This is a genomic window from Thermococcus sp., from assembly GCF_027063845.1.
Taxonomy (GTDB): Archaea; Methanobacteriota_B; Thermococci; order Thermococcales; family Thermococcaceae; genus Thermococcus.
The window spans coordinates 26144-50010 of sequence record NZ_JAMOQU010000089.1 but is presented as its reverse complement, the minus strand read 5'-3'; the positions used below and the strand labels follow the sequence as shown (position 1 = coordinate 50010).

The window sequence follows — 23867 nt, the reverse complement described above, 5'->3', positions numbered from 1 at the left end:
TTGATTCGGAGGGAAACCTACGTTGACGAGATACTCAAGGAGATTCGCGAGGTCATAGCCCAGATGGTTCCGCCGAACGCGAGGATAACCGACGTCGAGTTCGAGGGGCCGGAGCTCGTCATCTACACCAAGAACCCAGAGGCGATAATGAAGGACGGTGACCTCATCAGGAACCTCGCGAAGGTTCTGAAGAAGAGGATAAGCGTCCGTCCTGACCCGGACATCCTGATTCCGCCCGAGAAGGCAGAGGAGATGATTAAGGAGCTCGTCCCGAAGGAGGCCGAGATAACCAACATCAGCTTCGACCCCTCAGTCGGCGAAGTTCTCATAGAGGCCAAGAAGCCCGGCCTCGTCATCGGGAAAAACGGCGAGACGCTTCGCCTAATCACGCAGAAGGTTCACTGGGCGCCGAGAGTCGTCAGGACTCCTCCGCTCCAGAGCCAGACGATTTACTCGATAAGGCAGATTCTCCAGACCGAGAGCAAGGACAGGAGGAAGTTCCTCAGGCAGGTCGGCAGGAACATCTACCGCAAGTCCGAGTACAAGAGCAGGTGGATTAGGATTACCGGTTTGGGTGGCTTCCGCGAGGTTGGAAGGAGCGCTCTCTTGGTTCAGACCGATGAGAGCTACGTTCTTGTTGACTTCGGTGTGAACATCGCCGCGATGAAAGACCCGCTCAAAGCGTTTCCGCACTTCGACGCTCCAGAATTCCGCTACGTCCTTGACGAGGGCCTTCTTGACGCGATAATCATAACCCACGCCCACCTCGACCACAGCGGAATGCTACCTTACCTCTTCCGCTACAAGCTCTTCGACGGGCCGATTTACACCACTCCCCCGACGAGGGACCTGATGACCCTCCTCCAGCAGGACTTCATTGAGATTCAGCACATGAACGGCGTCGAGCCCCTGTACAGACCAAGGGACATAAAGGAGGTTATAAAGCACACCATAACCCTCGACTATGGCGAGGTCAGGGACATAGCCCCCGACATAAGGTTGACCCTCCACAACGCTGGTCACATACTCGGTTCAGCCATTGTCCACCTCCACATAGGCAATGGACTCCACAACATAGCCGTAACCGGAGACTTTAAGTTCATTCCGACCAGGCTCTTCGAGCCCGCCGTGAGCAGGTTCCCGCGCCTTGAGACCCTGGTCATGGAGTCCACCTATGGCGGAAGCAACGACTATCAGATGCCTCGTGAGGAGGCCGAGAAGAAGCTCATAGAGGTTATAAGAGAAACCATCAAGCGCGGTGGAAAGGTGCTCATCCCGGCGATGGCCGTTGGAAGGGCCCAGGAGATAATGATGGTTCTCGAGGAGTACGCGCGCGTCGGGGGAATAGAAGTTCCGATTTACCTCGACGGAATGATTTGGGAAGCTACCGCAATCCACACAGCTTACCCGGAGTACCTCAGCAAGAGCCTCCGCGAGCAGATATTCCACGAGGGCTACAACCCGTTCCTCAACCCGATATTCAAACCCGTCGCCAACTCGCGCGAGAGGCAGGATATCATAGACAGCGGGGAGCCTGCGATAATCATAGCCACCTCGGGCATGCTCGTCGGTGGACCGAGCGTCGAATACTTCAAACAGCTCGCCCCCGACCCGAAGAACAGCATCATCTTCGTCAGCTACCAGGCCGAGGGCACGCTCGGAAGGCAGGTTCAGAGAGGTTTGCGCGAGATACCGCTCATCGGCGAGGACGGCAGGACGGAGGTCGTTCAGGTCAACATGGAGGTCCACACGATAGACGGCTTCTCCGGCCACGCGGACAGGAGAGAACTTATAAGCTACGTCGCCCGCGTCAGGCCGAGGCCGGAAAGGATAATCACCGTCCACGGCGAGGCCCACAAGTGCCTCGACCTCAGCTCCAGCATACACAGGAAGTTCGGCATATCAACGCGCGCGCCCAACAACCTCGACGCCATAAGGCTCAAGTGAGCCTTCCTTTCTGCACCTTTTCGATAACGTTTTAAATCTCTCCCACAAGAGCCCCTTAGGTGGGAGGACGTGAAGATAGAGTACAAGTTCTCGTTCGCGGTTTATATATGGGGCATTATCACCGGGGTAATCAGCGGACTGCTGGCGTACTACAACAGGAGCGCATGGATACTCGGCTTCCTGCTATACTTCTTCGTGGACAAGTTCGTGATGGCGGTCGTCAAGGAGCTCCCGCCCGACGTTCCCGACCAGCGGGCGATACTCAGGAAGGCCTTCTGGGGCTGGCTGTTGTTCTGGCTCTACTTCACGATGCTCAGCTACTCGGTGGCCATCAACTTCCAGCCGGTCTGCTACTCCAACCAGAGCCTCCTCTACCGGGTCGTCCACAATGGGACGGCCGGGATTAAATGCGTGTTTAATGTGACCAACGTGACGGGGTGATTTCATGAACGTTGAGGAAATGAAGAAGGCCGTCGCCAAGGAGGCCCTAAAGCTAATCGAGGATGAAATGGTCGTCGGCCTCGGTACCGGCTCCACAACCGCCTACTTCATCCGCTACCTTGGTAAGCTCATCATGGACGGTGAACTTGAGGAGGTTTACGGCGTCCCCACCTCATACCAGGCGAGGCTCTTGGCCCTTGAGGCAGGGGTTCCCGTGGTGAGCCTCGACGAGGTTGACGCGATAGACATAGCGGTTGATGGGGCGGACGAGGTTGACCCGCAGATGAACCTCATCAAGGGGCGCGGTGCGGCTTTGACGATGGAGAAAATCATCGAGTACAGAGCCGGAATGTTCGTCGTCCTCGTTGACGAGACCAAGCTCGTCGAGTGGCTCGGTCAGAGAATGCCCGTTCCCATCGAGGTGATTCCCGTTGCTTGGCGCGCAATCGCGGAGGAGATAGAGGTCTTCAACGCCACCGCCGAGCTGAGGATGGCCGAGAAGAAGGACGGGCCCGTCGTTACGGACAACGGCAACTTCATACTCGACGCAAGGTTCCACCGCATAGAGGACCCGCTCGACCTTGAGATAGAGCTCAACAACATTCCAGGCGTCATCGAGAACGGAATCTTCGCGGACATAGCTGACCTTGTCCTCGTCGGCACGAAAGATGGAGTCAAGAGGATGGAGCGCTGAAGCAAGGTTTATAAACTCAGCCCTTTTTCACTTCTTCGGGAGTCCCGCGAGCGCGGGGGTTGCCGAGCCTGGTCAAAGGCGGTGGACTCAAGATCCACTCCCGTAGGGGTTCCGGGGTTCAAATCCCCGCCCCCGCACCACATCAGCCCTTGCTTGCGCAAGCGCTGGCGGAAGATTAAGTGCTTTTTTGAAGTATTTATCATTTTCAAGTGGGTTTCTTGTTCACGTGCTCTTTGGTGAGTGTTCCATTCTTTAAACGGCGTCCTTTGGACGCTAATAACAAAGTTGGAACTGCTTGAAAAACCCTGTTTGATATTAAACCCTTTCTAAACTTGCACTCTAACAGTGCACGATTGACTCCTTTGCTCTTCGGTGAGAAGGGTACTCATTTCGCCAGCCTTTCTCAAAAGCTGTGGGCAAAGTTTCATCAAAGTTCGCGACTCCTTATTTGTCCTTATTTGGAATGCACTATATCAGCCTTCGAAGCTCTCTCATTCTTTCCTTTTAGCTTTGTTGACGTGAAATCATCATCCAGTTCAGCGGCGAAAAATTTAATAAGGCAACCCGTGATGCACCTACCGCAGGGGGCCGTAGGGTAGTTTGGCCCATCCTGCGGGCTTTGGGAGCCCGTGACCCGGGTTCAAATCCCGGCGGCCCCACCACATCAGCCCCTGCTTGCGCAAGCGCTGGCGGAAATGATGTGCCTTTCTTGGGCGTGTCCCTGTTTTCAAGCAGGGCCCTATTCGCTCCTTTGATTAGTGTTTCATTCAAAAATGCGCCTGTCGGGTGCCTTCAAAGAGAGAAAAACCCTCGCAATAGGAGGCGAGATATAATAGAAGCTCCTTCTGAAACTTACACTTCTAAAAAGTGCTTAATCTTCCGCCAGCGCTTGCGCAGGAAGCTTTTGGAAAAAGCTTCACCAAAAGCTTGTGATTCTTCCTTGAGGCTCCTCTACAAAGGGATTTTAAACTCTAAACTGACCCTTGAAGATTGAATTTTTTAAAGATACACCCTCTTTCACGCGGGTTCTACTTGAACCGCGCTCCGAAGGAGCGCAAAGACTTGAACCCCCTGTAAAAGGCGCTTTCAAAGGAATTCATTTCATCAAAAGAGCAACTCAAAAAGAAATCCACTCAAAGAATAGGCTTTTTCAAAAGGAATCACGAACTTTGATGAAACTTTGCCCACAGCCTTTGGGAAAGGCTGGCGAAAAGCGCTCGTCTACCAAACAAGCAAACCTCAGTTGTGCACTTTCAAATTGAAGAACTTAACGCGAGTTTAGCATTAAAAACAAGCCTTGTAATAGTTTCAACTTATCATCGGCGTCCTTCGGACGCCTTTCGGGGAGGAAACGCTCTCTGAATAGCAAGTCAAAAAGAAACTCCCAACAAGAGACACTCCTTGACGTGCACGAACTATAAACTCCACACTTTGAATAGTCAAACACTTTTGGTCAAACTTTTCCCCAGAAAAGTTTGCTATGGTGGGCCCGGGGGGCTTTGAACCCCCGACCACGCGGTTATGAGCCGCGCGCTCTGACCAGGCTGAGCTACGGGCCCACTGATGGCGCCGCCGCCCGGATTCGAACCGGGGACCGCCGGATTAACAGTCCGGCGCTCTACCGACTAAGCTACGGCGGCTCGACCCAATGTAGGGGATACAGGGGACGTTTATAAATTTTGCGGTTAGAAAGGGGAAAAGGTTTATAACTCCCAAAGGAGTCCCCTAAAGCGAGCCTGCCCCGGTAGCCTAGCCTGGCGGGGCGGCGGACTTGTAATCCGCCGGTCGCGGGTTCAAATCCCGCCCGGGGCTCCATTCATTTCTCGAGCAGGGCCTCAACGAGTGCAACAATCTGCTTGTGAACCCCTTCAACGTCCTCCAGTGCGTTGACGATTTTAATCTCAGGAAAGCGCTCCGCGAGCTTGAGGTAGTTTTCGCGAACCTTTTTCTGGAGCTCCACTATTTTGTCGAACTCGGTCTTTATGCTCCTCGTTCTTATGCGTTTCATACTCTCCTTGACAGGAAGGTCGAGAAGCAGAACGAGGTCGGGCCTTATTGCAAAGCGGTTGAGGTCTATCAGCCACTCAAGGTCAAGTCCCCTCGCCCACTGATAGGCGAGCGACGAGTAAAAGTAGCGGTCCGAAATCACAACCTTTCCCGATTCGAGCGCGGGTTTTATAAGCTTGTCAACGTGTTCGGCCCTGTCCGCCGCGAAGAGCAGAGCCTCCGCCTCGTGACTTATTTTAGCCCCGTCAATGATTCCTTCCCTTCCACCCGTCAAGACCAGTTTCCTGATGAGCTTTCCGAACGGTGTGTCCGTGGGTTCCTTTGTTAGAACGACTTCATAGCCCCTCTCCTCAAGCCACAGCTTGAGTAGCTTTGCCTGAGTTGATTTTCCAGCGCCGTCTATGCCCTCGAGCACAATGAATATCCCCAAGCCCGTCACCCCCAAAATGGAAGAACGTGTAAACCCCTCGGCAGGGGGCTTATAAAACTGCCGTCATACTGAGAGCCTCTTGAGGTAGTCGAAGAGCGACCACATGCTCATGAACTCCTTCTGCTCGTCCTCCCGGTAAAACTCCACGACGCCATCGGGTCTAAAGCGCATTCCAAAGTCGTAGTCCCCCTTGTTCAGCTTGTGAAGGAAGACCTCCTTGGGTTTCGGCGGCAGGTAGCTTGTCATCATGTCGTTCATGAGTTCGACCTCAAAACCGAAGTGCTCGTTCATCCTGGGGAAGAAGAGCACCGCAGGGGTGTTCATTGCATCAACGAGGGCCTTTCCTCCGAGTTTGAAGTTGTAGTGCTTGAAGAGGTCGTGCATGAAGTCGTCGAGGGCGTTGGGGTAGTAAACCGTCGCACCGATGTCGTTGGGCTGGGCCTCGATGAAGCTCCTGCTCTCGAGGATGGCGTTTATCTCGTCGACGTCGATTCCGCTGACGTAAACGCGGACGCCCCCGTAGTAGTAGACGTAGGCCAGCGGAAGGCCCTTCTTGTGGGCGAAGTCCTTGAGCGCTATGAGCGGAATCAGGCGGACGTCCATTATCGTTGAACCTGTGCTGACGATGCCAACCACCATCGCCCTCTTGCCGTAGCGCGAGATGGCCCTTCCATCCCTGCCGACTATTATCGTTCCGTGGGAGACCGTTCCTATGGCCCTTCCAAGGAGGGCAAGCTCCTCGGGATTAAACCTCTGCGAATAATACACTTCCACTTCCACCACCTCAATCTGGGAGTATTATACTCTCCCGACCAATCCTTGACTCGACCCAAATCTTCACATTCGAGCCTATCTTGCTGAAGTCCTCGATGAGCGTGTTGTCGCCGATGACGCTGCCGGGCTGTATGACAACGCCCTTGCCTATGTGAACGTTTTCTCCTATTATGGCCTCCTTTATTTCGGCACCGTCCTCGATGGTCACGCCTGAAAAGATTACCGAGCGTTCAATTTTAACGTTTCTGCCTATCTCAACGTCATCACCAATGACCGCGAAGCCCCTGATTTCTGGCTTCCGCAGAACGCAACGCCTGCCAGTGTAGAGCGCTCCCCCGTGCTCAAGGTTGCCCTTAAGGCTTTCGGTCTTCACCTGCGGCAGGATGAGCCTCCCAAGGAAAACATCTTCCGTCGCCTGAAGGTAGCTCGACGGCCTTCCAACGTCGTTCCAGTACTCCTTGAAGGGGAACCCGTAGAGCGGAAGGTCGTTTTTGAGCATCCTCGGGAAGAGGTCCTTGGAGAAGTCGAAGTTCTTGTTCTTGGGAACGTGGTCGAACGCTTCGGGCTCGAAGACGTAGATGCCCGCGTTGACGAGGTTACTAAACACTTCCTCGGGTCTCGGCTTCTCTTTGAACTGCTGAATTCTCCCGTTCTCGTCTATTATCGCTATGCCGTACTGTGTCGGGTCATCAACCTCGGAAAGCGCTATCGTGGCGAGGGCCTTTTTCTTTTTGTGGTATTCGTAGAGGGCCCTCAAATCGAGGTTCGTTAGCACGTCGCTTGAAACGACCAGAAAGGTGTCGTCCATGTGCTTGACGACCTTTTTGGTGGCCCCAGCGGTTCCGAGCTTCACGTTTTCCTTGTTGGAGTAGTGAATCTCTATCCCCCACTCACTCCCGTCGCCGAAGTAGTCGATTATGCGCTCTTTAAGGTAACCGACGAGAACGTAAACTTCGTCAACACCGGCCTCAATGAGGCTCAGGAGGGTGTACTCCATTAGGGGTCTGTTGAAGAAGGGTATCATTGGCTTGGGCCTGTACACGGTCAGGGGAAGAAGCCTCGTTCCCTTGCCTCCGGCCAAAATCACTGCCTTCATCTTGCACCGCACCGCTTTATTGTATCACTCCCAGTTAAAATACTTTGCGCCCTTCATCGTTCATTCACATGGATGCGTCCAGGAGCCCATTGATGACCATTACTTGGTTCAGTAGTTGACAACTCTGCCCAAAAAATTCGACGTTATATCAGACAAAGGTCCTTTAATCGCCCAGTTGATGGTCACAACGACGAAGGAACTTTAAATAGGTAAGATGCACACATCCGATGGAGGCGACAAAAATGGACGCCCTTGAAAAGCTTAGGAAACTCCTCCCGGAGGAACAGTTTGAGAAGGTTAAGGCAATCGACAACCCCGAGCTTCACGCTTTTTTGGCGGAGTGGATTGAGTGGCTCGAGCCGGGCAAGGTTTTCGTCTGCACCGACAGCGAAGAGGACGAGCAGTACGTCCGCTGGAAGGCCCTCTACTACGGCGAGGAGAAGATGCTCGAAACGCCGAACCACACCGTCCACTACGACAACTACTACGACCAGGCCAGGGACAAGGCCAACACCAAGCTCCTCGTCCCCGGCGGAAAGGAGATTCCCTTCCTCAACACCAAGGACCGTGAAGAGGGCCTGAAGGAGATTAGGGAGCTCATGAGGGGTGTCATGAAGGGCAAGGAGCTGTTCATCTGCTTCTTCGTTCTCGGGCCCAAGAACTCGATATTCACGATTCCCGCCGTCCAGCTCACCGACTCGGCCTACGTAGCCCATTCTGAGTTCATACTCTACAGAAAGGGCTACGAGGAGTTCAAACGCCTCGGAAGGAACGCGAAGTTCTTCCGCTTCATCCACTCGGCAGGAGAGCTCGACGAGAGGAAGACCAGCAAGAACCTCGACAAGAGGAGGATTTACATTGACCTTGTGGACGACACCGTTTACTCCGTCAACACCCAGTACGGTGGCAACACCATCGGCCTGAAGAAGCTCGCCTTCAGGCTCACCATCCAGAAGGCAGTTAAAGAGGACTGGCTCAGCGAGCACATGTTCCTAATGCGTGTTAACGGCCCGAACGGCAGGAAGACCTACTTCACAGGTGCATATCCAAGCATGTGCGGTAAGACTTCCACCGCCATGATTCCCTGGGAGAACATAGTCGGAGACGACCTCACGTTTATCCTTCCGGTCAACGGCGTAGCGCGCGGTGCCAACGTCGAGAAAGGTGTTTTTGGCATAATCCAGGGCGTTAATCCAGAGGACGACCCGATAATATGGAAGGTCCTCCACTCTCCGGTCGAGATAATCTTCTCCAACGTCCTCGTCAAGGACGGAAAGCCCTACTGGAACGAGATGGGCATCGAGATTCCTGACGAAGGAGAAAACCACAGCGGAAAGTGGTGGAAGGGCAAGAAGGACAAAGAAGGAAACGAGATACCGCCGAGCCACAAGAACGCGCGCTTCACTGTTTCGCTTGAGCACTTTCCGAACGTGGATTTGGAAGCCCTCGAGAACCCATGCGGTGTTGAAGTCGGCGGAATGATTTTCGGCGGTCGCGATAAGGACACCTGGCCCCCGGTGAGGGAAGCCTTTGACTGGAAGCACGGTGTTATAACGATGGGCGCCTCGCTTGAGAGCGAGACGACGGCGGCGACCCTCGGAAAGGAAGGCGTTAGGGCCTTCAACCCAATGGCCATACTCGACTTTATGAGCGTCCCGCTCGGCGAGTACATCGAGAACTACCTGCGGTTCGGTGAGAAGCTGAGGAAGACGCCGAAGATATTCGCCGTTAACTACTTCCTCCGCGACGAGAACGGCAAGTGGCTCAACCACAAGCTCGACAAAGCGGTATGGCTCAAGTGGATGGAGCTTCGCGTTCACGGCGACGTTGATGCCATCGAGACGCCGATAGGGTACATTCCGAAGTACGAGGATTTGGCAAGGCTCTTCAAGGAGGTTCTCAACAAGGAGTACAGCAGAGAAGACTACGAGAAGCAGTTCACAATAAGGGTTCCAGAACTCCTCGCGAAGATTGAGCGCATAGAGAAAATCTACCGCGAGAAGGTCAGAGAAGTTCCCGAGGAGCTCTTCCGGGTTCTCGAAGAGGAGAGGAAGAGGCTCCTTGAGGCCAGGGAGGAGTACGGGGACTATATAAGCCCGTTCGTTTTGGAGCGGGCATGACTTCTTCTTTTCTCCTTTCGTCGAACGCCGAGCGACAGTGTTTTTAAGGTTCGCGAGAAATTAGTATCACCCATGATGATACGCGGTGGTTTCTATGGCGAGGGTTGACGAGTGCACTTATGAAACAATCCGTGAGAAACTTCCGAGTCCGCTCAGGGGGCTCGCTGATTTAGCTTACAACTACTGGTGGAGCTGGAACAGGCGAGCTACGAAGCTCTGGGAAAAGATAGACCCCGAGCACTGGGCCGAGTACAAGAACCCGGTGAAGCTACTCCTTGACACACCCCACCACAGGTTCCGCGAGCTCCTTCGTGATGACGACTTCATGAACCTCTACGAGCTCGTCATGGAGCAGTTCGAGGACTACATGAACCCGGACTCAACTTGGTTCTCAACCAATTATCCCAACTGGGACAAGCCGATTGTGTACCTGTGCATGGAGTACGGTATAAGCAAGAGCCTGCCCATTTACTCCGGCGGGCTTGGTATCTTGGCTGGCGACCACGTCAAGACAGCGAGCGACCTCGGTTTGCCCTTCATAGCCGTTGGCCTGCTCTACAAGCATGGCTACTTCCGTCAGGAGATAGACGAGAACGGAAACCAGATTGAGGTTTTCCCTGAGTACAGACCCGAGGAAATGCCGATAAAGCCCGTCCTCGACAGGAACGGGGAGAGGCTCCTAATCGAGGTGCCGATTGAGGACAGGACGGTCTATGCGAGGGCTTTCGAGGTTCAGGTTGGCAGAGTAAGGATTTACCTCCTCGACACGGACGTCCCCGAGAACAGCCCAGACGACAGGAAGATATGCGACTACCTCTACAACGCAGAGATGGACAAGAGGATAAAGCAGGAAATCCTCCTCGGCATCGGTGGAATGAGACTGTTAAAAGCCTTGGGAATAGAGCCCGGCATCGTCCACCTGAACGAGGGGCATCCTGCCTTCGCGAACCTCCAGAGGATTGCATGGCTCATGGACGAGGGCCTCACGTTCACCGAGGCGCTGAGCGTCGTTAGGGGGACGACGGTCTTCACGACTCACACGCCGGTTCCAGCTGGCCACGACAGGTTTCCGATTGAGGAGGTTCGGAAACGACTCGCCAAGTTCCTCAAAGATAGGGGAGAGCTCCTCGAACTCGGCAGGGAGGGAGAACAGTTTAACATGACACTACTCGCGATTAGGACGTCAAGCTACGTTAATGCCGTCAGCAAATTGCACGCAGAAGTGAGCAGAAGGATGTGGCAGGACATCTGGCCGGGGGTTCCACTCGACGAGATACCCATCGAACCAATAACCAATGGCGTTCACACAATGACGTGGGTCCACAACGAGATGAGGAAGCTCTTCGACCGCTACATCGGCAAGGTCTGGCGCGAGCACACGAACCTTGAGGGTATCTGGTACGCCGTCGAGAGGATTCCCGATGAAGAGCTCTGGGAAGCCCACCTCGAGGCCAAAAGGCAATTCATTGAGCTCCTCAGGCGGAAGGCGATGGAGCGGAACGAACGCCTCGGAACCGACGACCCGATTCCGGCTATAGACGAGAACGCGCTCATAATAGGCTTCGCGAGGCGCTTTGCAACATACAAGCGCGCGGTTCTTCTTCTCACGGACCTTGACAGGCTCAGAAAGCTCCTGAACGACCCGACGAGGCCGGTTTACATAGTCTTCGGTGGAAAGGCCCACCCCAACGACTGGGGTGGAAAGGAGTTCCTGAGGAGGATTTACGAGGTCAGCAAGATGCCCGAGTTCAGGGGCAAGATATTCGTCCTGGAAAACTACGACATGGGAAGCGCGAGGCTGATGGTGGCGGGCGTTGACGTCTGGCTGAACACGCCGAGACGGCCCCTTGAAGCCAGCGGGACGAGCGGAATGAAAGCTGGATTGAACGGGGTTTTGAACGCGAGCATATTCGACGGCTGGTGGGTCGAGGGCTACAACGGAAAGAACGGCTGGGTCATAGGCGAGGAGAGCACCGAGCCCGAGAGCGAGGCCGACGATGTGAAGGACGCACAGGCCCTCTACGACCTCCTTGAGAGAGAGATTATCCCTACCTACTACGGCAACAGGCCGAAGTGGATTTACATGATGAAGGAGAGCATAAAGAGCATCGCCCCGCGCTTCAGCACCCACAGAATGGTCAAGGAGTACATGGACAAGTTTTACTCAAAGGCTATGAGCAACCACATATGGCTCACGAAGGAGGGCTACCGTGGAGCCAAGGAGATAGCCGAGTGGAAGGACCGCGTAACCGAGTCGTGGCCGAAGGTAGGCTTCGTTGACGTTAAAGTCCTCGATGACCGCTCCGGCCTCGAGGTGACGGTTGACCTCGACGGGCTGAAGCCTGAAGATGTTCGCGTCGAGCTCTACTATGGAGTCAGGGCGGAGGGATATCACATAGAGAGGCCGCACATCGTCGAGCTCAGGCATCCGAAGCGGCTCGAAGGTGGAAAGTGGCTCTACACCTACCGCGGGAGCGCGCTGAGGCACCTCGGAGACCCCTGCTGGCACTACGCGTTGCGCGTTTACCCGCACCACGAGAAGCTTCCCCACAAGTTCCTGCTCGGCCTCGTGAAGTGGGTTGGCCTGGACTGAATGTTCCAAAGCCACGTTTCAATTCAAATAAAGATTTCAATTCTAAATTTTTAAGGGGAATCGCACGGTAAAGCTTTTAATTTTTAGGATTCCATTCGAAAGGAAAGCTCTTGGGGGTGGTTGGGATGGATGAAATAAGGAAGTGGACGCTGTACTTGATGTTCCTCGTTGCTGGATTTGCAACGGGCATAGGAACAATTGGGCTGTTCCCTCAGTTCTGGATGGAATACGGGCTAACGGGGCTTGTAGTGCATCTGCTGTTCCTGGCCGTGTTTACGTACGTTGCTATAACAGAGGCAGAGAAGGTCACAAAATCGGGCTACTACTTTGTTGAGCTCTACAACAAAGTTCTAAGAAAACCAGCCATGATACTCGCAGTGCTGGCGCTGATAGTCGTGTTCCTCTCATACTATACCGCCAACACTATGCTCGTTCTCCTGTCCCCAATTGTTGGAACCGGGACCGTAGGAAGGCTCATAGCCAAGGTTCTAATGGTGGTGATAGTTTTCATCGTCCTGACGAGGGCCAAGGAGAAGACGTTCACGATAATGGCAGCGGGTTCAATGGTACTCGTTATCTCAGTCGTCGTTACGACTGTGGCATTCGTGTCGAAGATTCCGTCGACCGCGGCGTTTCTGGGCATGGCAAAACACATGATAATGAGCAGGCATCCGGTAACTGTAGACCTCGTGATGGCTGCCATTGAAAGGGCCATCTACGGCATCGGCCTTGGATTCGCCTTCTACCTGATGCTTGGCAGTTTCATGAACGAGCGCTTCAACGCCAAGCTCATCATTGGGGCGGGTGTTATTATACAGGCCATTATCGGAATCCTCTCCACAATTACGATAGTTTACGCCATAGCGCCCTCTACCCCGGAGGAGCTCTTGAAGTACGTGTACGGTGGAGAAGAGGGAGCGATTCACCTCATGGGACAGCTCCCAACAATTCTCGCTGACTACAAAGGTCTTCTGCTACTGATAGCGGTTTCAATATTCTTCGCTGGAATCACCAGCATATTGCCAACAGCCGAGGTTGGTCTCCAGATAATAGAGTTCAACACCAGAGTCGGAAGGAACAAGGCAGCCATGTACCTGATGGGGCTCGTTTTACTAATTGGGATTCCAGATTCAATACCCAGCCTGGCCCAGGCAATGTTGCTCGGGGTTTCTACAACTATATTCTTCACGGCGGTCTTTGAGTACATTCCGGTAGTTTCCAAGAGGGTCGGAGAGATTACAGGGGTTCAGCCAAGTACCATCCAGAAAGTAGCTGGGGCCATTCTGTTCATAGTCCTCATACCAATGGGGCTCTACTCCCTCTACACAACGGCTAAAGCTGGAGGGGCTAACTGGATTGGTGCCCTGCTCGCAGTAGTGCTTGTTGGATTCGGTGCGCTGGGCAACGAAATATTTGGAAAGAAAGAATGAATCACTTGTGGGCGAAAATCGCCCTGACCTTTCCATCTTTTACCTCATCTATTCTCACGAAGCCGAAGCGCTCGAACTGGACGACGTCATCGACCTTAACGTGGGCGTCGCTTTCAAGTAGCCCCTCCCTTATGATGAGCTCCTCGCCCTCGGGAACCCAGACTTCACAGGGTTTGCCCTCGGTGACCCAGTGAACCATCCTCCACCTGTTCTTTCTCGCTATCTCGTAGTCAACACTGTGGAACCTTGCCTTAATACCGTCCTCGCTCACCTCAAGGATTTCGACGTTGAAGAGGTCCTTAAGGCGAACAAAGTTCCTTGGCCTGAAGAGCTCCATGTCGTCCTTGGAGACGTAAACCGGCTTTCCTGGAACGAACTTAAGCCTTCTAACGCCCCTCTCTGGATGGTCTGGATGGAGCGGAATCTCAGCAACGAACTCCTTGGCCCCCTCTATGTACATTGGAATCGGGTCGGCGACAAAGAAGTATCTGTTAGCTATCGGCTCTATTATGCGCCTGTTTATGGCAGCAAGGTTGTCCCAGCTTATCGTCGTGTCGCTCCTCTTCAGACCGACCTCGATGATTAGCTCCCTTATCGCCTCGGGCCTTATTCCGCGCCTCCTCAGGGCCCTAATCGTTCCGAGCCTCGGGTCGTCCCAGCCGAGGTACTTGCCCTCCTCTATGCCCTTCCTCGTCTTGGACTTGCTGAGGATAACCCCCTCGATGCTCAGCCTGCCGTGGTGCACCGTGACCGGGTACTCCCAGCCGAGGTACTCATAAACGTACCTCTGCCTCGTCTCGTTCTCGGCGTGCTCCTGTCCGCGGAAGATGTGGGTGACGCCGAGCTCGTGGTCGTCTATGGCAGATGCGAAGTTGTAGAGGGGCCAGACGCGGTACTTGTTCCCAGTCCTCGGGTGGTTGGGGTTGTCTATGATTCTCAGAGCGGGCCAGTCCCTGACGGCGGGATTGGGGTGTTTTAGGTCGGTCTTTATTCTGACGACAGCTTCACCCTCCTTGTACTCTCCGTTCAGCATCTTCCTCCAGCGTTCGAGCTGAACCTCGACCGGCTCGTCCCTGTGCGGGCAGGCTATTCCCTTGTCCCTTAACTCGCGGAACTTCTCCGGCGGGCAGGTGCAGACGTAGGCCTTGCCCATCTTTATCAGCTTCTCGGCGTAGTCGTAGTATATCTCAAGCCTGTCGCTCGCTATGTGTATCTCGTCAATCTTGAAGCCGAGCCACTCAAGGTCCTCCTTAATCCACTCGTAGAAAATCGGCTCCGGTCTCTTGACCTTGGGGTCGGTGTCGTCGAAGCGGAGTATGAACTTGCCGTCGTACATCCTTGCATACTCGTGGCTCAGAATAGCGGCCCTCGCGTTCCCCAAGTGGAAGGCACCGTCGGGGTTAGGTGCGAAGCGGGTGACGACCTTTCCCTTCTCCGCCCTGGGAAGCGGGGGAAGGCCCTTCTTCTCCTCCTTCTTGGTCTTCTTCTCCTCGAAGAACTCTGGGTAAATCTCCCTCAGCTTCGCCTCCTGCTCCTCAAGGGAGAGGGCGTTTACCTTCTCAACTATCTCGTTCACGAGCGGGATTATCTGCCTGGCTTTTGGCCTCAGCTCCGGGTTCTCGCCGAGAACCTTCCCTATAACCGCCTTCGGGTTCGCCTTACCCTTGTGGGTGTAGGCGTTGATGAGCGCGTACTTCCAGATTAGCTCCTCCACCATCTTTAACCACCTGTGGGGGAATGGGGAAAGCGGTTATAAAGGTTAGTCCGAAATTCCAAAAGAGAGATAAACCTAAACGTTAAAATTTAATTTACGAACGTTACGGTGGGGTGACCATGGAGCTACTGAGCACTGGAATCAGGAAACTCGACCGTGCAATAGGAGGAGGTTTGATTCCAAACGGCAACCTCCTGATAATTCACAACACCTATTCAACCGGCTGGACAATAGCCTTTGAGATTATGAGAAATCGAGTTGAAATGGGAGACTTCGGAGTTGTAACGAACACCGTTTTGCCCCTCTCTACGCTGGAAATTGAACTCTTTCCCTCAGGCGTTGACCTTCGCGCCCTTGGTGAAAGCGGTAACCTGGCAGTCATAGACGTCTTTGGCTCCCTTCACGGTATCAAATACAATGAAGACTTCGTTTACTCAGGGGAAAACCTTTCAGCAGACACGTTCGTTCCCAAGTATTCAATGCTGTTCAGGACAATTGAACAGGAGAAAATGGGCGACCAGCGGGTTGTCCGCGTGGATTTCACACTCGATGGCTTTGCGTTTTTCCTGGGGGAGAGAAACACACTGAGAATATTTCAGAGGTTCATGGCACTTAGCGAAGCAGACAGTAGGGAGTCCATAAACCTGTGGGTTCTCAACAGGGACAGAACATCGGGGAAGTTCCTCTCGTGGTTCTCACTCTACGCCCACTACGTCGTTGAAGTCGTTTCCAGGGAGGGCATGGGAGAACGGCTTTACGTGAGGAAAAGCCCCCTCCTGTACACCCCAAGGGAAAAGGGAATGTCAATAAAAAGGGGAAGGAGCGGAGTAATCCTCCGCTAATCACTCGGCGAAGGTTATTATCTTGAGCTGGACGGGCCTTCTAACGACGTTGTACTTCCTCGCGCCGATTAGGTAGCGAACGCCGGTTTCGCTGACTGTGTCGATGAGCCTCTGGGTGATGACGCCGTTGAAGACGACCGCGTAAACGTCCTTGCGCTCCTTGAGCTGGTTCGTGAGCTCCCTGACTGGAATCTCCGCTATGACGTTCTTGTTCTCGTCGAGGAGGAGTGCTATTCCGTCCTTCTTAACGCGCTCGATGAACTCACCGAACTCCTCAAGCTCTGGAACGCGGGCCTTCTCGATGGGCTTGACTATCTTCTCCTCCTTGGGTTCTGGCCTTTCGACTTTCTCAACCTTCTCCGGCTTCTTTTCCTCGACTTTGACCGGGACGACCCTCGGCTCCCTCGGCTCGACCTTCCTGGGCTCGGGCTTCCTCTCTTCCCTTTCCCTTATCAGCTCGTAGAAGCTCTTACCCTTGTTGAACATCTCGTTGATGACCTGCTCGGCGGGAACCTTGCTCCTCAGGGCCTTGACTATCTCCTTCTTGGTGAGTTCCTCGACCTCCTTGCCCTCGGGGGCGCGGGCTACGTAGTCCACATCGGCAACCTGGAGGAGCTCCTTGAGGATGAGCTCTCCACCGCGGTCGCCGTCGGTGAAGGCGGTAACTATTCTCTCCTTGCTGAGCTTGATTATGGTTTCCGGAATCGAGGTTCCCTCCACGGCTATCGCGTTCTTTATGCCGTGCTTGAGCAGGTTGAGGACGTCGGCCCTTCCCTCAACGACGATGATTGAGTCGGAGAACGGGACGTGCGGTCCAGCGGGAAGCTTCTCAGGGCCGTACTCGATGAGCTCCTTGGCGCGAACTGCCTTCTTGACCTCCTCGGTGAGCTCCTGGGTTTCGGGAATCTCCTGCTCCATGAGGGTTTCGAGTATCTCCTTGGCCCTCTCAATGATGTACTTCCTCTTTGTGGCGCGAACGTCCTCTATGCGGAGGACCCTTATCTTGGCCTCGGCCGGACCAACGCGGTCAATGGTTTCAAGCGCCGCGGCGAGGATTGCCGTCTCGACCCTGTCGAGGCTCGATGGGACGGTAATGGTTCCGTAGGTCTTGCCGGCCTTGTTGTGAACCTCGACGCGAATCCTTCCAATCCTTCCGGTCTTCTGGAGCTCCCTCAGGTCGAGGTCGTCTCCGAGAAGACCTTCGGTCTGTCCGAAAATAGCACCAACAACGTCGGGCCTTTCGACGATGCCGTTAGCCTCAAACTCGGCGTAGATGACGTATTTGGTCGTTCCAAACTCGTCTTTTCCTGACATGAAACCACCCTCTTTAGCCTTTTTTCGTTTTTCAGCCAAAACCTGCTGGAGTATCGTCTTCTTTCTCTTCATCGAATCCCCTCCAGCAGGGGGTCAGAAACGGAGATTACCTTCAGGTATAGGCCGTAGAGGTCTTCAATGCCCTTGATGTCCTTCTTGACCAGCTTCTTGAGCTCCTTCCGGGTTTCCACGTCCACCCTGCAGGGGTAGCCGGCCAGGTAGCGAAGGAGCTTTTTGGCCAGCTCCTCCCCCTTTCTGTCAAAGTCTGTGAGTATCTTGACTTCGCCGTAGGATGAGGCGATGAGCGCGACCTCTGGTAGAGGCAGGCGGGAGAGCCTGATTATCTCCGCTCTGACCCCCAGATTCCTCAGAGCCACCTCGTCTCGCATGCCCTCAACGATGAGGGCGCCTTCAAACTCTCGCAGTTCGTCTATAAGCTCCAGGAATCTTTTATAGTTTTCGGCGTACATAACGCCCTCGCCATCCAATACTCCGTGAAGTTAAAAGCTTTTGGGTTCAGCAGACTGAGTTTATACTTCCGTGGTAGCTCATCGGCTCCTCGTAGAACTCCTCTATCAGCTTCTGGAGCCTTTTTGAAAGCTCTATCTGGACTCCCCATGAGCCCTCTATTTTTCCCTTAGCGGCCATTCTACCGAGGAACTTCTTCATCTCCTCGCTCAGCGGACTCGGCTTGCACCGCGCCCAGGGGGTCCCTGGGAGAGGCATGAAGTAGTGTGCCCTAACCTTTCCGCCCTTCCGCATAATCCACTTCATCAGTTCGATGCTCCTCCTCTGGCTCTCCGCGCTCTCGTTCGGCAGGCCGACGATGAAGTCAACCACAGGCTCAAAGCCGTACTCGAGCATGTACTCAACGGCCCGCTGAACGTGCTCGACCCTGTGGAGCCTGTGCATGGCCTTTAGCATCGCGTCGTCCCCGCTTTGGGCTCCGATTGCAAGCCTCCTGTTGTCGGCGTAGTCAATGAGGAGCTCAAGGGTCTCGGGCAGGACGAACTCAGGCCTCACCTCGCTCGGGAAGGTTCCATAAAAGAGCCTCCTGCCCTCTTTCCTGAGGGGCTGAAGGGCCTTGAGAAGGGCCTCGAGCTTGTTGAGCTTCAGTATCGCCCCCGGAGAACCGTAGGCGAAGGCGTTCGGCGTTATGTAGCGCATGTCCTTCATTCTCCGTGAGTACTTCACAATCTGGTCTATGGGCCTGTGCCTCATGCGGAAGCCCTTGATGTAGGGAGTTTGACAGTAGTAACAGCGGAAGGGACAGCCCCTGCTTATCTCTATCGGCGAAATCAGGCGGACGCTCTCGGGATACGGAGGAAAACGCCAGAAGTCCTCGACTTTCGCGAAGCCGGTAAAGGTGAACTCACCGTTGAGGTAGAAGGCGAGACCCTTCACCTTGGCGAGTTCGGAGGTTATTCTGTAGTTTGTCCTCTTCAGGGTCGTTAGGAGCTGGTATATTACCTCCTCGCCCTCTCCGATGACGGCTACGTCAAACCCGAGGACGTTGAGCGTGTGCTTGGGCATCGCTATCGCATGATAGCCTCCCGCCACGAGAAGCGCGCCGTTCTCCTTCAAAAGCCGGACTTCCCTCGGGAGGTCGCCCCAGATTTCCTCCGTGAAGAAGGAGTAGAGGACGACCTTCGGCCGGGCTTTGAGAATCTCGTTGAAGTCCTTCGTTATGAGGAGCTCGCCCAAGTCAAAGCCCTGGCTCTCAAGGGCCCCAAGGAGGTGAACGAAGGCGTTATGATTGCGCCTGGTCATTCGAACGGCTATTTCCGGCATGGTCGAAAGCGCGAGAAGAGGCTTAAAACGCTAACGGTTTGGAAATGGGTAGAAAAGCCAAAAAGGCCATCAGGCCTTGATGGCGAGCTTGATGTCCTCGGCCTTGACGGTCTTCCTGCCGGCGTGCCTGGCGAACTCGTTGGCCTTCTTGGCGAGCTCGATGGCGTACTCCTCGAGGTACTCGGCGAGGACCTTGGCGGCCTCCTCGCTGACCCTCTCGGCGCCGGCCTTCCTAATAAGCCTGTCAATCGGGGCAATTGGAAGCTCGGCCATTCACAACACCTCCGTAAAAGCTTTTTCGGTACCCTCTAAGCAATCGGAGGTATATAAAGCTTTCGGTAAAAACGGTCTCTAAAGCCTCCAAATTGGATGTACACCTAAGTATACATGCCTTTTGGGCACGGGGAAAATCTGCCAGGTGCTGAGCATTGTAGGGTTTACGACAATTGTTAAAATGTGATAAAAAGACACCACCCAGATATGGTCCCCAAATCCAGACGATGGCCCTGATAGAAAACCTTTAGGCGCTTCGAGACAATTGGATTTAATTCACTTAAGTTCCCTGGTTCTGCGCTTTGAGAGCGCGATTCCAGCGCTTCCTTGATACTTTCCGCGGTACGGCTTCTTTGCAGGCCCTTCCAAGCGGATGAAGGCAATCTGAACGAACCTCTCCCCGTAGGAGAGCTCAACAGGCTCCTCAGAGGCGTTGTAGATGCCGAGGGTCAGCTTCCCGTCCCAGCCCGGGTCAACCCAGGCGAAAGACCCAATCACTCCTTCCCTCGCGAGACTGCTTCTCAGCTTCATATCGCCCATAACGTCGTCAGGAAGCTTGATTCTCTCAAGGGTCAAAACGAGAGCGTACGTTTTAGGGGGAATCACGAAGGTTCCGAGCTCTTTAACGTTCAGGATTTCACCGTTGAGGTAAGCCTCATCGCCAACGCGAAGGTCGTAGCCAGCAGGTTGCAGGGACTCCTCAGAGAAGGGCTCGATTAAAATCTCCTTTCTTATCTTCCAATCTGGGAGCATCATACCAACCACCGCTGGGGATTTAAGGCGGTGGTATAAAAATAATCCGGCCGATGATGAGCGGTTGGCCCGGCACCGAGGGGTGCGGAGGGCCACCACTCCTGAGGCCAGCAAGCTTTGCTTGCGCAAAGCTTGACCAAAATGGTTTAACTGTCCGAAAGGGTAAAAGAAAAGTTGCATGCGTTATCAAACAGTCGATGGATTCGGGGTTTACGCTCATGATGGCGTGTGGAGGAAAGTGTTTAGTTTTAAACAGCGCCCTTCGGGTGCTAATGGAGGAAACACGCTTAAAACTGGCGAGTTTGGAAGTAAACCCCTGAGAACGAACCATTCAAAAGGCATGCCGGCTTTGATGAAACTTTGCAACAGCCTTTGGGAAAGGCTGGCGATATGAGGCCCTTCTCTCTAACGAGCAAAAGGCCAGTCGTGCACCAAAAGTGCAACATTGACTAGGGGTTTAAAAACTAAATGAAGCTCCTGCGTAGTTTCAACTTATCATCGGCGTCCGAAGGACGCCTTCTTAGAGTGAAACACTAATCAAGGGGCAAGTTGAGTAAACCCATCTCAAAACTTGCTAATCCTTAGAAAAGCACTTACTCTTCCGCCAGCGCTTGCGAAGGAAGCTTTTTTCAAAAGCTTCACCAAAAGTTAGTAGCTCCTCGCCAAAGACCCCCATAAAATCGATTTTACTCACGAAATTGCTCTTTTCAAATGGAGAACACAAAAACAGCACCCTACAAAGGGGTTTACTCTCTTCTTGACGCCCTTCGGGCATCGATTTAAAGGTAAACCCTTCCAAAAGGGGCAATTTAAAAAGTTCTTTTACCCAATACGGCCAATTAAATGGAAAATCTCTTGAAATATATCCTTCCAGAAAGAGCTACAAACTTTGATGAAACTTTGCGAAGGCAAAGTTTCAATGGCGGGCCGGGCGGGATTCGAACCCGCGACCTTCGGCTCCGAAGGCCGACGCCCCGTCCAGGCTAGGCCACCGGCCCACCCCTGATGGTTCCGATGGGCTAAACATAAACCTTGCGGTTTACGAAAACCTTTTAGGTTACCTCGGCCAATGTTAATTGGGGAAGAGGGATGAGAAGAAGCACAAAAGTGCTCATCGTGAGTGGGGTCACCATTGCAGGCTTTTTTGCACTTGCACCGGCGCTTCCCCTTTACCCCCTGCTGGCGCAGAGATATGGAGCAAGTGCCGTGGATACAACAACTGTGGTTTTAGGGCTCATCGGCCTAATTACTTTAGTTGTCGGAGTGACCCTCAGAAAGTTTGAGAGACTTCCGAGAAACGTTGCCCTGTACGAGACCGCGGGATTCCTGATGCTTGGAGCCCTCGGCATAGCCTGGATAAACGCACTCAATGGCCTCAGGAACACGGTCGAAAAGGTTGTCGTTTCCGTCATCTTCTTTGTAACTTACGTGGTCTTTATGGAGTTGCTGAGGAGAAGGCTCAACCCAGAGGGATACAGAAGGACGTGGAAGACGGTTGTCGTCTTCAGGAAGCGCTGAGAAAAGTTTTGAAAAGCCCGCCCGAGGGCGGACAAAAGAGAAGAGGAGTTCAGCCGAAGAGGGCGCCGAGACCAGCGAGGGCCTCCTCCTCGCTGACCTCTTCCTCTTCCTCCTCTTCCTCCTCCTGAGCCTGCTCGGCACCGCCCTCGGCGGGAGCCGGAGCGGCGGCGACAGCGACCGGAGCGGCGACAGGCATGGCGGCCTTCTCGATGACCTCGTCGATGTTGACGCCCTCGAGCGCTGCAACGAGAGCCTTTATCCTGGCCTCATCCGGAGTGACTCCAGCGGCCTCAAGGACGGCCTTGAGGTTCTCCTCGTTTATCTCCTTACCAGCGGCGTGGAGCAGCAGAGCGGCATACACGTACTCCATCTTTTCACACCTCCAATCATCTTCATTCCTTTATTCACACGTGTGCGAGGGAAAGTAATTCAGCCGAAGAGGGCGCCCAGTCCGGCGAGCGCATCCTCCTCGGATGCCTCCTCTTCTTCCTCTTCTTCCTCGGCCTCCTCAACCTTCTCCTCGGTTGGCTGAGGAGCCGCGGCAACGGCCACTTGGGCCTGAGCGTTTAAAAGCTCTTTGGTCTTCTCGTCAAGCAACTCCTCGGGCAGGTTCTGCGCTATGAGCAGGACGGCACGAAGGGCCCTGCCAAAGATGTCCTCGATGGTCTCAGGCGTGATGTAGCCAGCTTCGACTGCAACGTTCTTGGCACCAAGGTAGGCCTTCTGGATGATGGCTTCGATGGTCTGCTTGGTCGGATAGGCGGTGTTAACTGACAGGTTGAATGCGTGCATGTAGGCCTGCTGGAGCATGTTGATGTACTCCTGCTCGTCTATCGCGAGGACATCAGGAGTGTAGACGATGCCGTCTTCGTAAGCGGCGAGCAGGTTGAGACCGACCTCGAGGGGCTCGATACCGAGGGCGTTGAGGATTCTCGCGAGCTGTTCGGTTATAACCTCTCCCGCCTTGAGGACGGTGTAGTCCTTCTGAATGCTAACCTTACCCTTCTCAATCCTCGCCGGGATTCCAAGGGCCTGCATCTCACCGACGAGCGGGCCCGGTGGAATCGAGGTCGGTCCGGCTGGAATGACGACGTCCTTGGGAACGACCGCTCCTGGCTTGGCCGGGGCAGGGGTCTTGCTCTCCTCGAGGAGCTTGTAGAGCTTGAAGGGGTTCATCTCGGTGGCGAGTATCGCCGCTCCTCCCTCGATGTAGTCGGCGAGCTTTTCGAGGTCAGGCTTGTTGAGCTCCTGGGCGGCCCTCTTTATGGCCAGTTCGATGAGGGTGTTCCTGCTGACCCTGAGAAGGGCCTTCCCGCGGAGCTTGTCACGCATCTTGCTGAGCGGGTAAGCGGGGACACCGGCCACGTCAACGAGGGCAATCACTGGGTGGCTCTTGATAATCTTGGTGAGTTCCTCAACTTCCTTCTTCTTCCACTCGGCTACGTGGGCCATCTCCCTCACCTCTCAACCTTAACGGCCGGGCCCATTGTGGTCTTCACGTACACTGACTTTACCTGGTTCTCTCCGCGCTCGAGCTTGTTGATAATGGCGTTGAGAACCGCCTCGGCGTTCTCAGCGAGCTTCTCGTCGTCCATGTCCTCTGTGCCTATCGGGGCGTGGACAACCGGGTTGTTCTTGAGCTGTATTCTGACGGTCTTCTTGAGCCTGTTGACTATGGGCTCGAGGTTGGTCATGGTCGGCGGAACGACCTGCGGCATCTTGTTCCTCGGACCGAGGTACCTACCGAGGTACTTACCTATCTTGGGCATCAGCGGAGCTGCGGCAATGAAGAAGTCGTAGCGCTTCGCCAGCTTCCTCGCTTCCCTCGGGCTCTTCGCTATCTCCTCAAGCTGTTCTCCACTAATCACATCAAGCCCGAGCTTTTTAGCCGCCTCAGCCACGGCACCATCAGCGATGACCGCGATTTTTGGCTCCTTCCCACGACCGTGGGGCAGTACAACCTCAAGCTTAAACCTGTTCTCCGGCTTGCGGAGGTCGATATCCTTGAGGTTGACTGCTATCTCGACGGTCTGTGTGAAGTTGCGCGGCTTAGCCCGGGCCTTCGCCTCCTTCACCGCTTCCACGAGTTTCTGCCTGTCGAAGGCCATTTACAGCCCTCCCTTTCGTTTT

General features: G+C 54.3%; 20 protein-coding genes and 6 tRNA genes. 11 read left to right on the top strand and 15 right to left on the bottom strand.

Annotated elements, in window-relative coordinates; all coding sequences use genetic code 11:
- The 5 genes from MVO87_RS06800 (at window position 1) to MVO87_RS06780 (ending at window position 3744) form a co-directional block, all read left to right on the top strand.
- Window positions 1-1947, top strand: a complete 1947-nt coding sequence (locus MVO87_RS06800) for a beta-CASP ribonuclease aCPSF1 (RefSeq protein WP_297513874.1) — start codon at window positions 1-3, stop codon at window positions 1945-1947.
- 69 nt (window positions 1948-2016) lie between these two features.
- Window positions 2017-2388, top strand: a complete 372-nt coding sequence (locus MVO87_RS06795) for a hypothetical protein (protein ID WP_297513857.1) — start codon at window positions 2017-2019, stop codon at window positions 2386-2388.
- A 4-nt stretch (window positions 2389-2392) separates the two neighbouring features.
- Window positions 2393-3082 carry a ribose-5-phosphate isomerase RpiA gene (gene rpiA, locus MVO87_RS06790; RefSeq protein ID WP_297513859.1) on the top strand — a complete coding sequence of 230 codons (690 nt, stop codon included), beginning with the start codon at window positions 2393-2395 and terminating at the stop codon, window positions 3080-3082.
- 52 nt (window positions 3083-3134) lie between these two features.
- A tRNA-Leu gene (locus MVO87_RS06785) sits at window positions 3135-3222 on the top strand.
- Window positions 3223-3666: 444 nt separating this feature from the next.
- Window positions 3667-3744, top strand: a tRNA-Pro gene (locus MVO87_RS06780).
- An 819-nt stretch (window positions 3745-4563) separates the two neighbouring features.
- Here the strand turns inward: MVO87_RS06780 and MVO87_RS06775 are convergent.
- Window positions 4564-4641: transfer RNA gene (locus tag MVO87_RS06775), tRNA-Ile, on the bottom strand.
- Window positions 4642-4646: 5 nt separating this feature from the next.
- Window positions 4647-4722 (bottom strand) — tRNA-Asn (locus MVO87_RS06770).
- Between the two features lie 98 nt (window positions 4723-4820).
- On the opposite strand from MVO87_RS06770, the gene MVO87_RS06765 reads away from it, so the two are divergent.
- Window positions 4821-4897 (top strand) — tRNA-Thr (locus tag MVO87_RS06765).
- A 1-nt stretch (window position 4898) separates the two neighbouring features.
- Here the strand turns inward: MVO87_RS06765 and tmk are convergent.
- The 3 genes from tmk to MVO87_RS06750 form a co-directional block, all read right to left on the bottom strand.
- Window positions 4899-5519, bottom strand: coding sequence for a dTMP kinase (gene tmk, locus MVO87_RS06760; protein ID WP_297513865.1), 621 nt, complete (start codon window positions 5517-5519; stop codon window positions 4899-4901).
- Between the two features lie 63 nt (window positions 5520-5582).
- Window positions 5583-6293 (bottom strand): phosphohexomutase domain-containing protein, encoded by a 711-nt coding sequence (locus MVO87_RS06755; protein ID WP_297513877.1) that lies wholly within the window; start codon window positions 6291-6293, stop codon window positions 5583-5585.
- A gap of 10 nt (window positions 6294-6303) precedes the next feature.
- Complete coding sequence (locus MVO87_RS06750; protein ID WP_297552674.1) at window positions 6304-7389, bottom strand: nucleotidyltransferase family protein; 1086 nt, start codon at window positions 7387-7389, stop codon at window positions 6304-6306.
- A gap of 242 nt (window positions 7390-7631) precedes the next feature.
- Between MVO87_RS06750 and MVO87_RS06745 the strand changes: the two genes are divergently transcribed.
- From MVO87_RS06745 to MVO87_RS06735, 3 genes are all read left to right on the top strand, one after another.
- Window positions 7632-9509, top strand: a complete 1878-nt coding sequence (locus tag MVO87_RS06745) for a phosphoenolpyruvate carboxykinase (GTP) (protein ID WP_297552672.1) — start codon at window positions 7632-7634, stop codon at window positions 9507-9509.
- A 94-nt stretch (window positions 9510-9603) separates the two neighbouring features.
- Complete coding sequence (malP, locus tag MVO87_RS06740; protein ID WP_297552650.1) at window positions 9604-12102, top strand: maltodextrin phosphorylase; 2499 nt, start codon at window positions 9604-9606, stop codon at window positions 12100-12102.
- 125 nt (window positions 12103-12227) lie between these two features.
- Window positions 12228-13532: a sodium-dependent transporter gene (locus MVO87_RS06735; RefSeq protein WP_297514344.1), complete on the top strand. Its 1305-nt coding sequence runs from the start codon at window positions 12228-12230 to the stop codon at window positions 13530-13532.
- 1 nt (window position 13533) lies between these two features.
- Here the strand turns inward: MVO87_RS06735 and MVO87_RS06730 are convergent, their stop codons facing one another.
- Window positions 13534-15249, bottom strand: coding sequence for a glutamate--tRNA ligase (locus MVO87_RS06730; protein ID WP_297514342.1), 1716 nt, complete (start codon window positions 15247-15249; stop codon window positions 13534-13536).
- A gap of 110 nt (window positions 15250-15359) precedes the next feature.
- On the opposite strand from MVO87_RS06730, the gene MVO87_RS06725 reads away from it, so the two are divergent.
- A complete protein-coding gene (locus tag MVO87_RS06725) occupies window positions 15360-16088 on the top strand; it encodes a hypothetical protein (RefSeq protein WP_297514339.1) in 729 nt (242 codons plus the stop codon).
- Here MVO87_RS06725 and dnaG read toward each other — a convergent pair whose 3' ends face one another.
- The 6 genes from dnaG to MVO87_RS06695 form a co-directional block, all read right to left on the bottom strand.
- Window positions 16089-17474 (bottom strand): DNA primase DnaG, encoded by a 1386-nt coding sequence (dnaG, locus tag MVO87_RS06720; RefSeq protein ID WP_042688685.1) that lies wholly within the window; start codon window positions 17472-17474, stop codon window positions 16089-16091. It abuts the gene before it with no gap.
- A complete protein-coding gene (locus MVO87_RS06715) occupies window positions 17471-17872 on the bottom strand; it encodes a toprim domain-containing protein (RefSeq protein WP_297514349.1) in 402 nt (133 codons plus the stop codon). The genes dnaG and MVO87_RS06715 overlap by 4 nt, the downstream gene beginning before the upstream one ends.
- A 46-nt stretch (window positions 17873-17918) precedes the next feature.
- The gene (locus MVO87_RS06710) at window positions 17919-19193 is read right to left on the bottom strand and encodes a TIGR04013 family B12-binding domain/radical SAM domain-containing protein (RefSeq protein ID WP_297514333.1); all 1275 of its coding nucleotides are present in this window, start codon (window positions 19191-19193) and stop codon (window positions 17919-17921) included.
- A gap of 69 nt (window positions 19194-19262) precedes the next feature.
- Window positions 19263-19466 (bottom strand): archaeal histone HpkA, encoded by a 204-nt coding sequence (hpkA, locus tag MVO87_RS06705; protein ID WP_042688694.1) that lies wholly within the window; start codon window positions 19464-19466, stop codon window positions 19263-19265.
- A 276-nt stretch (window positions 19467-19742) separates the two neighbouring features.
- Window positions 19743-20222, bottom strand: coding sequence for a dCTP deaminase (gene dcd / locus MVO87_RS06700; protein ID WP_297512677.1), 480 nt, complete (start codon window positions 20220-20222; stop codon window positions 19743-19745).
- 917 nt (window positions 20223-21139) lie between these two features.
- Window positions 21140-21217: transfer RNA gene (locus tag MVO87_RS06695), tRNA-Arg, on the bottom strand.
- Window positions 21218-21335: 118 nt separating this feature from the next.
- On the opposite strand from MVO87_RS06695, the gene MVO87_RS06690 reads away from it, so the two are divergent.
- The gene (locus tag MVO87_RS06690) at window positions 21336-21737 is read left to right on the top strand and encodes a hypothetical protein (protein ID WP_297552648.1); all 402 of its coding nucleotides are present in this window, start codon (window positions 21336-21338) and stop codon (window positions 21735-21737) included.
- Between the two features lie 49 nt (window positions 21738-21786).
- On the opposite strand, the gene rpl12p is transcribed toward MVO87_RS06690, so the two are convergent.
- Genes rpl12p through MVO87_RS06675 form a run of 3 tightly spaced genes read right to left on the bottom strand, consistent with a single transcriptional unit; the run spans window position 21787 to window position 23845 of the window.
- The gene (gene rpl12p / locus MVO87_RS06685; protein WP_042688703.1) at window positions 21787-22107 is read right to left on the bottom strand and encodes a 50S ribosomal protein P1; all 321 of its coding nucleotides are present in this window, start codon (window positions 22105-22107) and stop codon (window positions 21787-21789) included.
- A 59-nt stretch (window positions 22108-22166) separates the two neighbouring features.
- Complete coding sequence (locus tag MVO87_RS06680; RefSeq protein ID WP_297512674.1) at window positions 22167-23189, bottom strand: 50S ribosomal protein L10; 1023 nt, start codon at window positions 23187-23189, stop codon at window positions 22167-22169.
- 5 nt (window positions 23190-23194) lie between these two features.
- Entirely contained in the window at window positions 23195-23845 is a 651-nt protein-coding gene (locus MVO87_RS06675) for a 50S ribosomal protein L1 (RefSeq protein WP_297512673.1), read from the bottom strand.
- Window positions 23846-23867 lie beyond the last annotated feature (22 nt).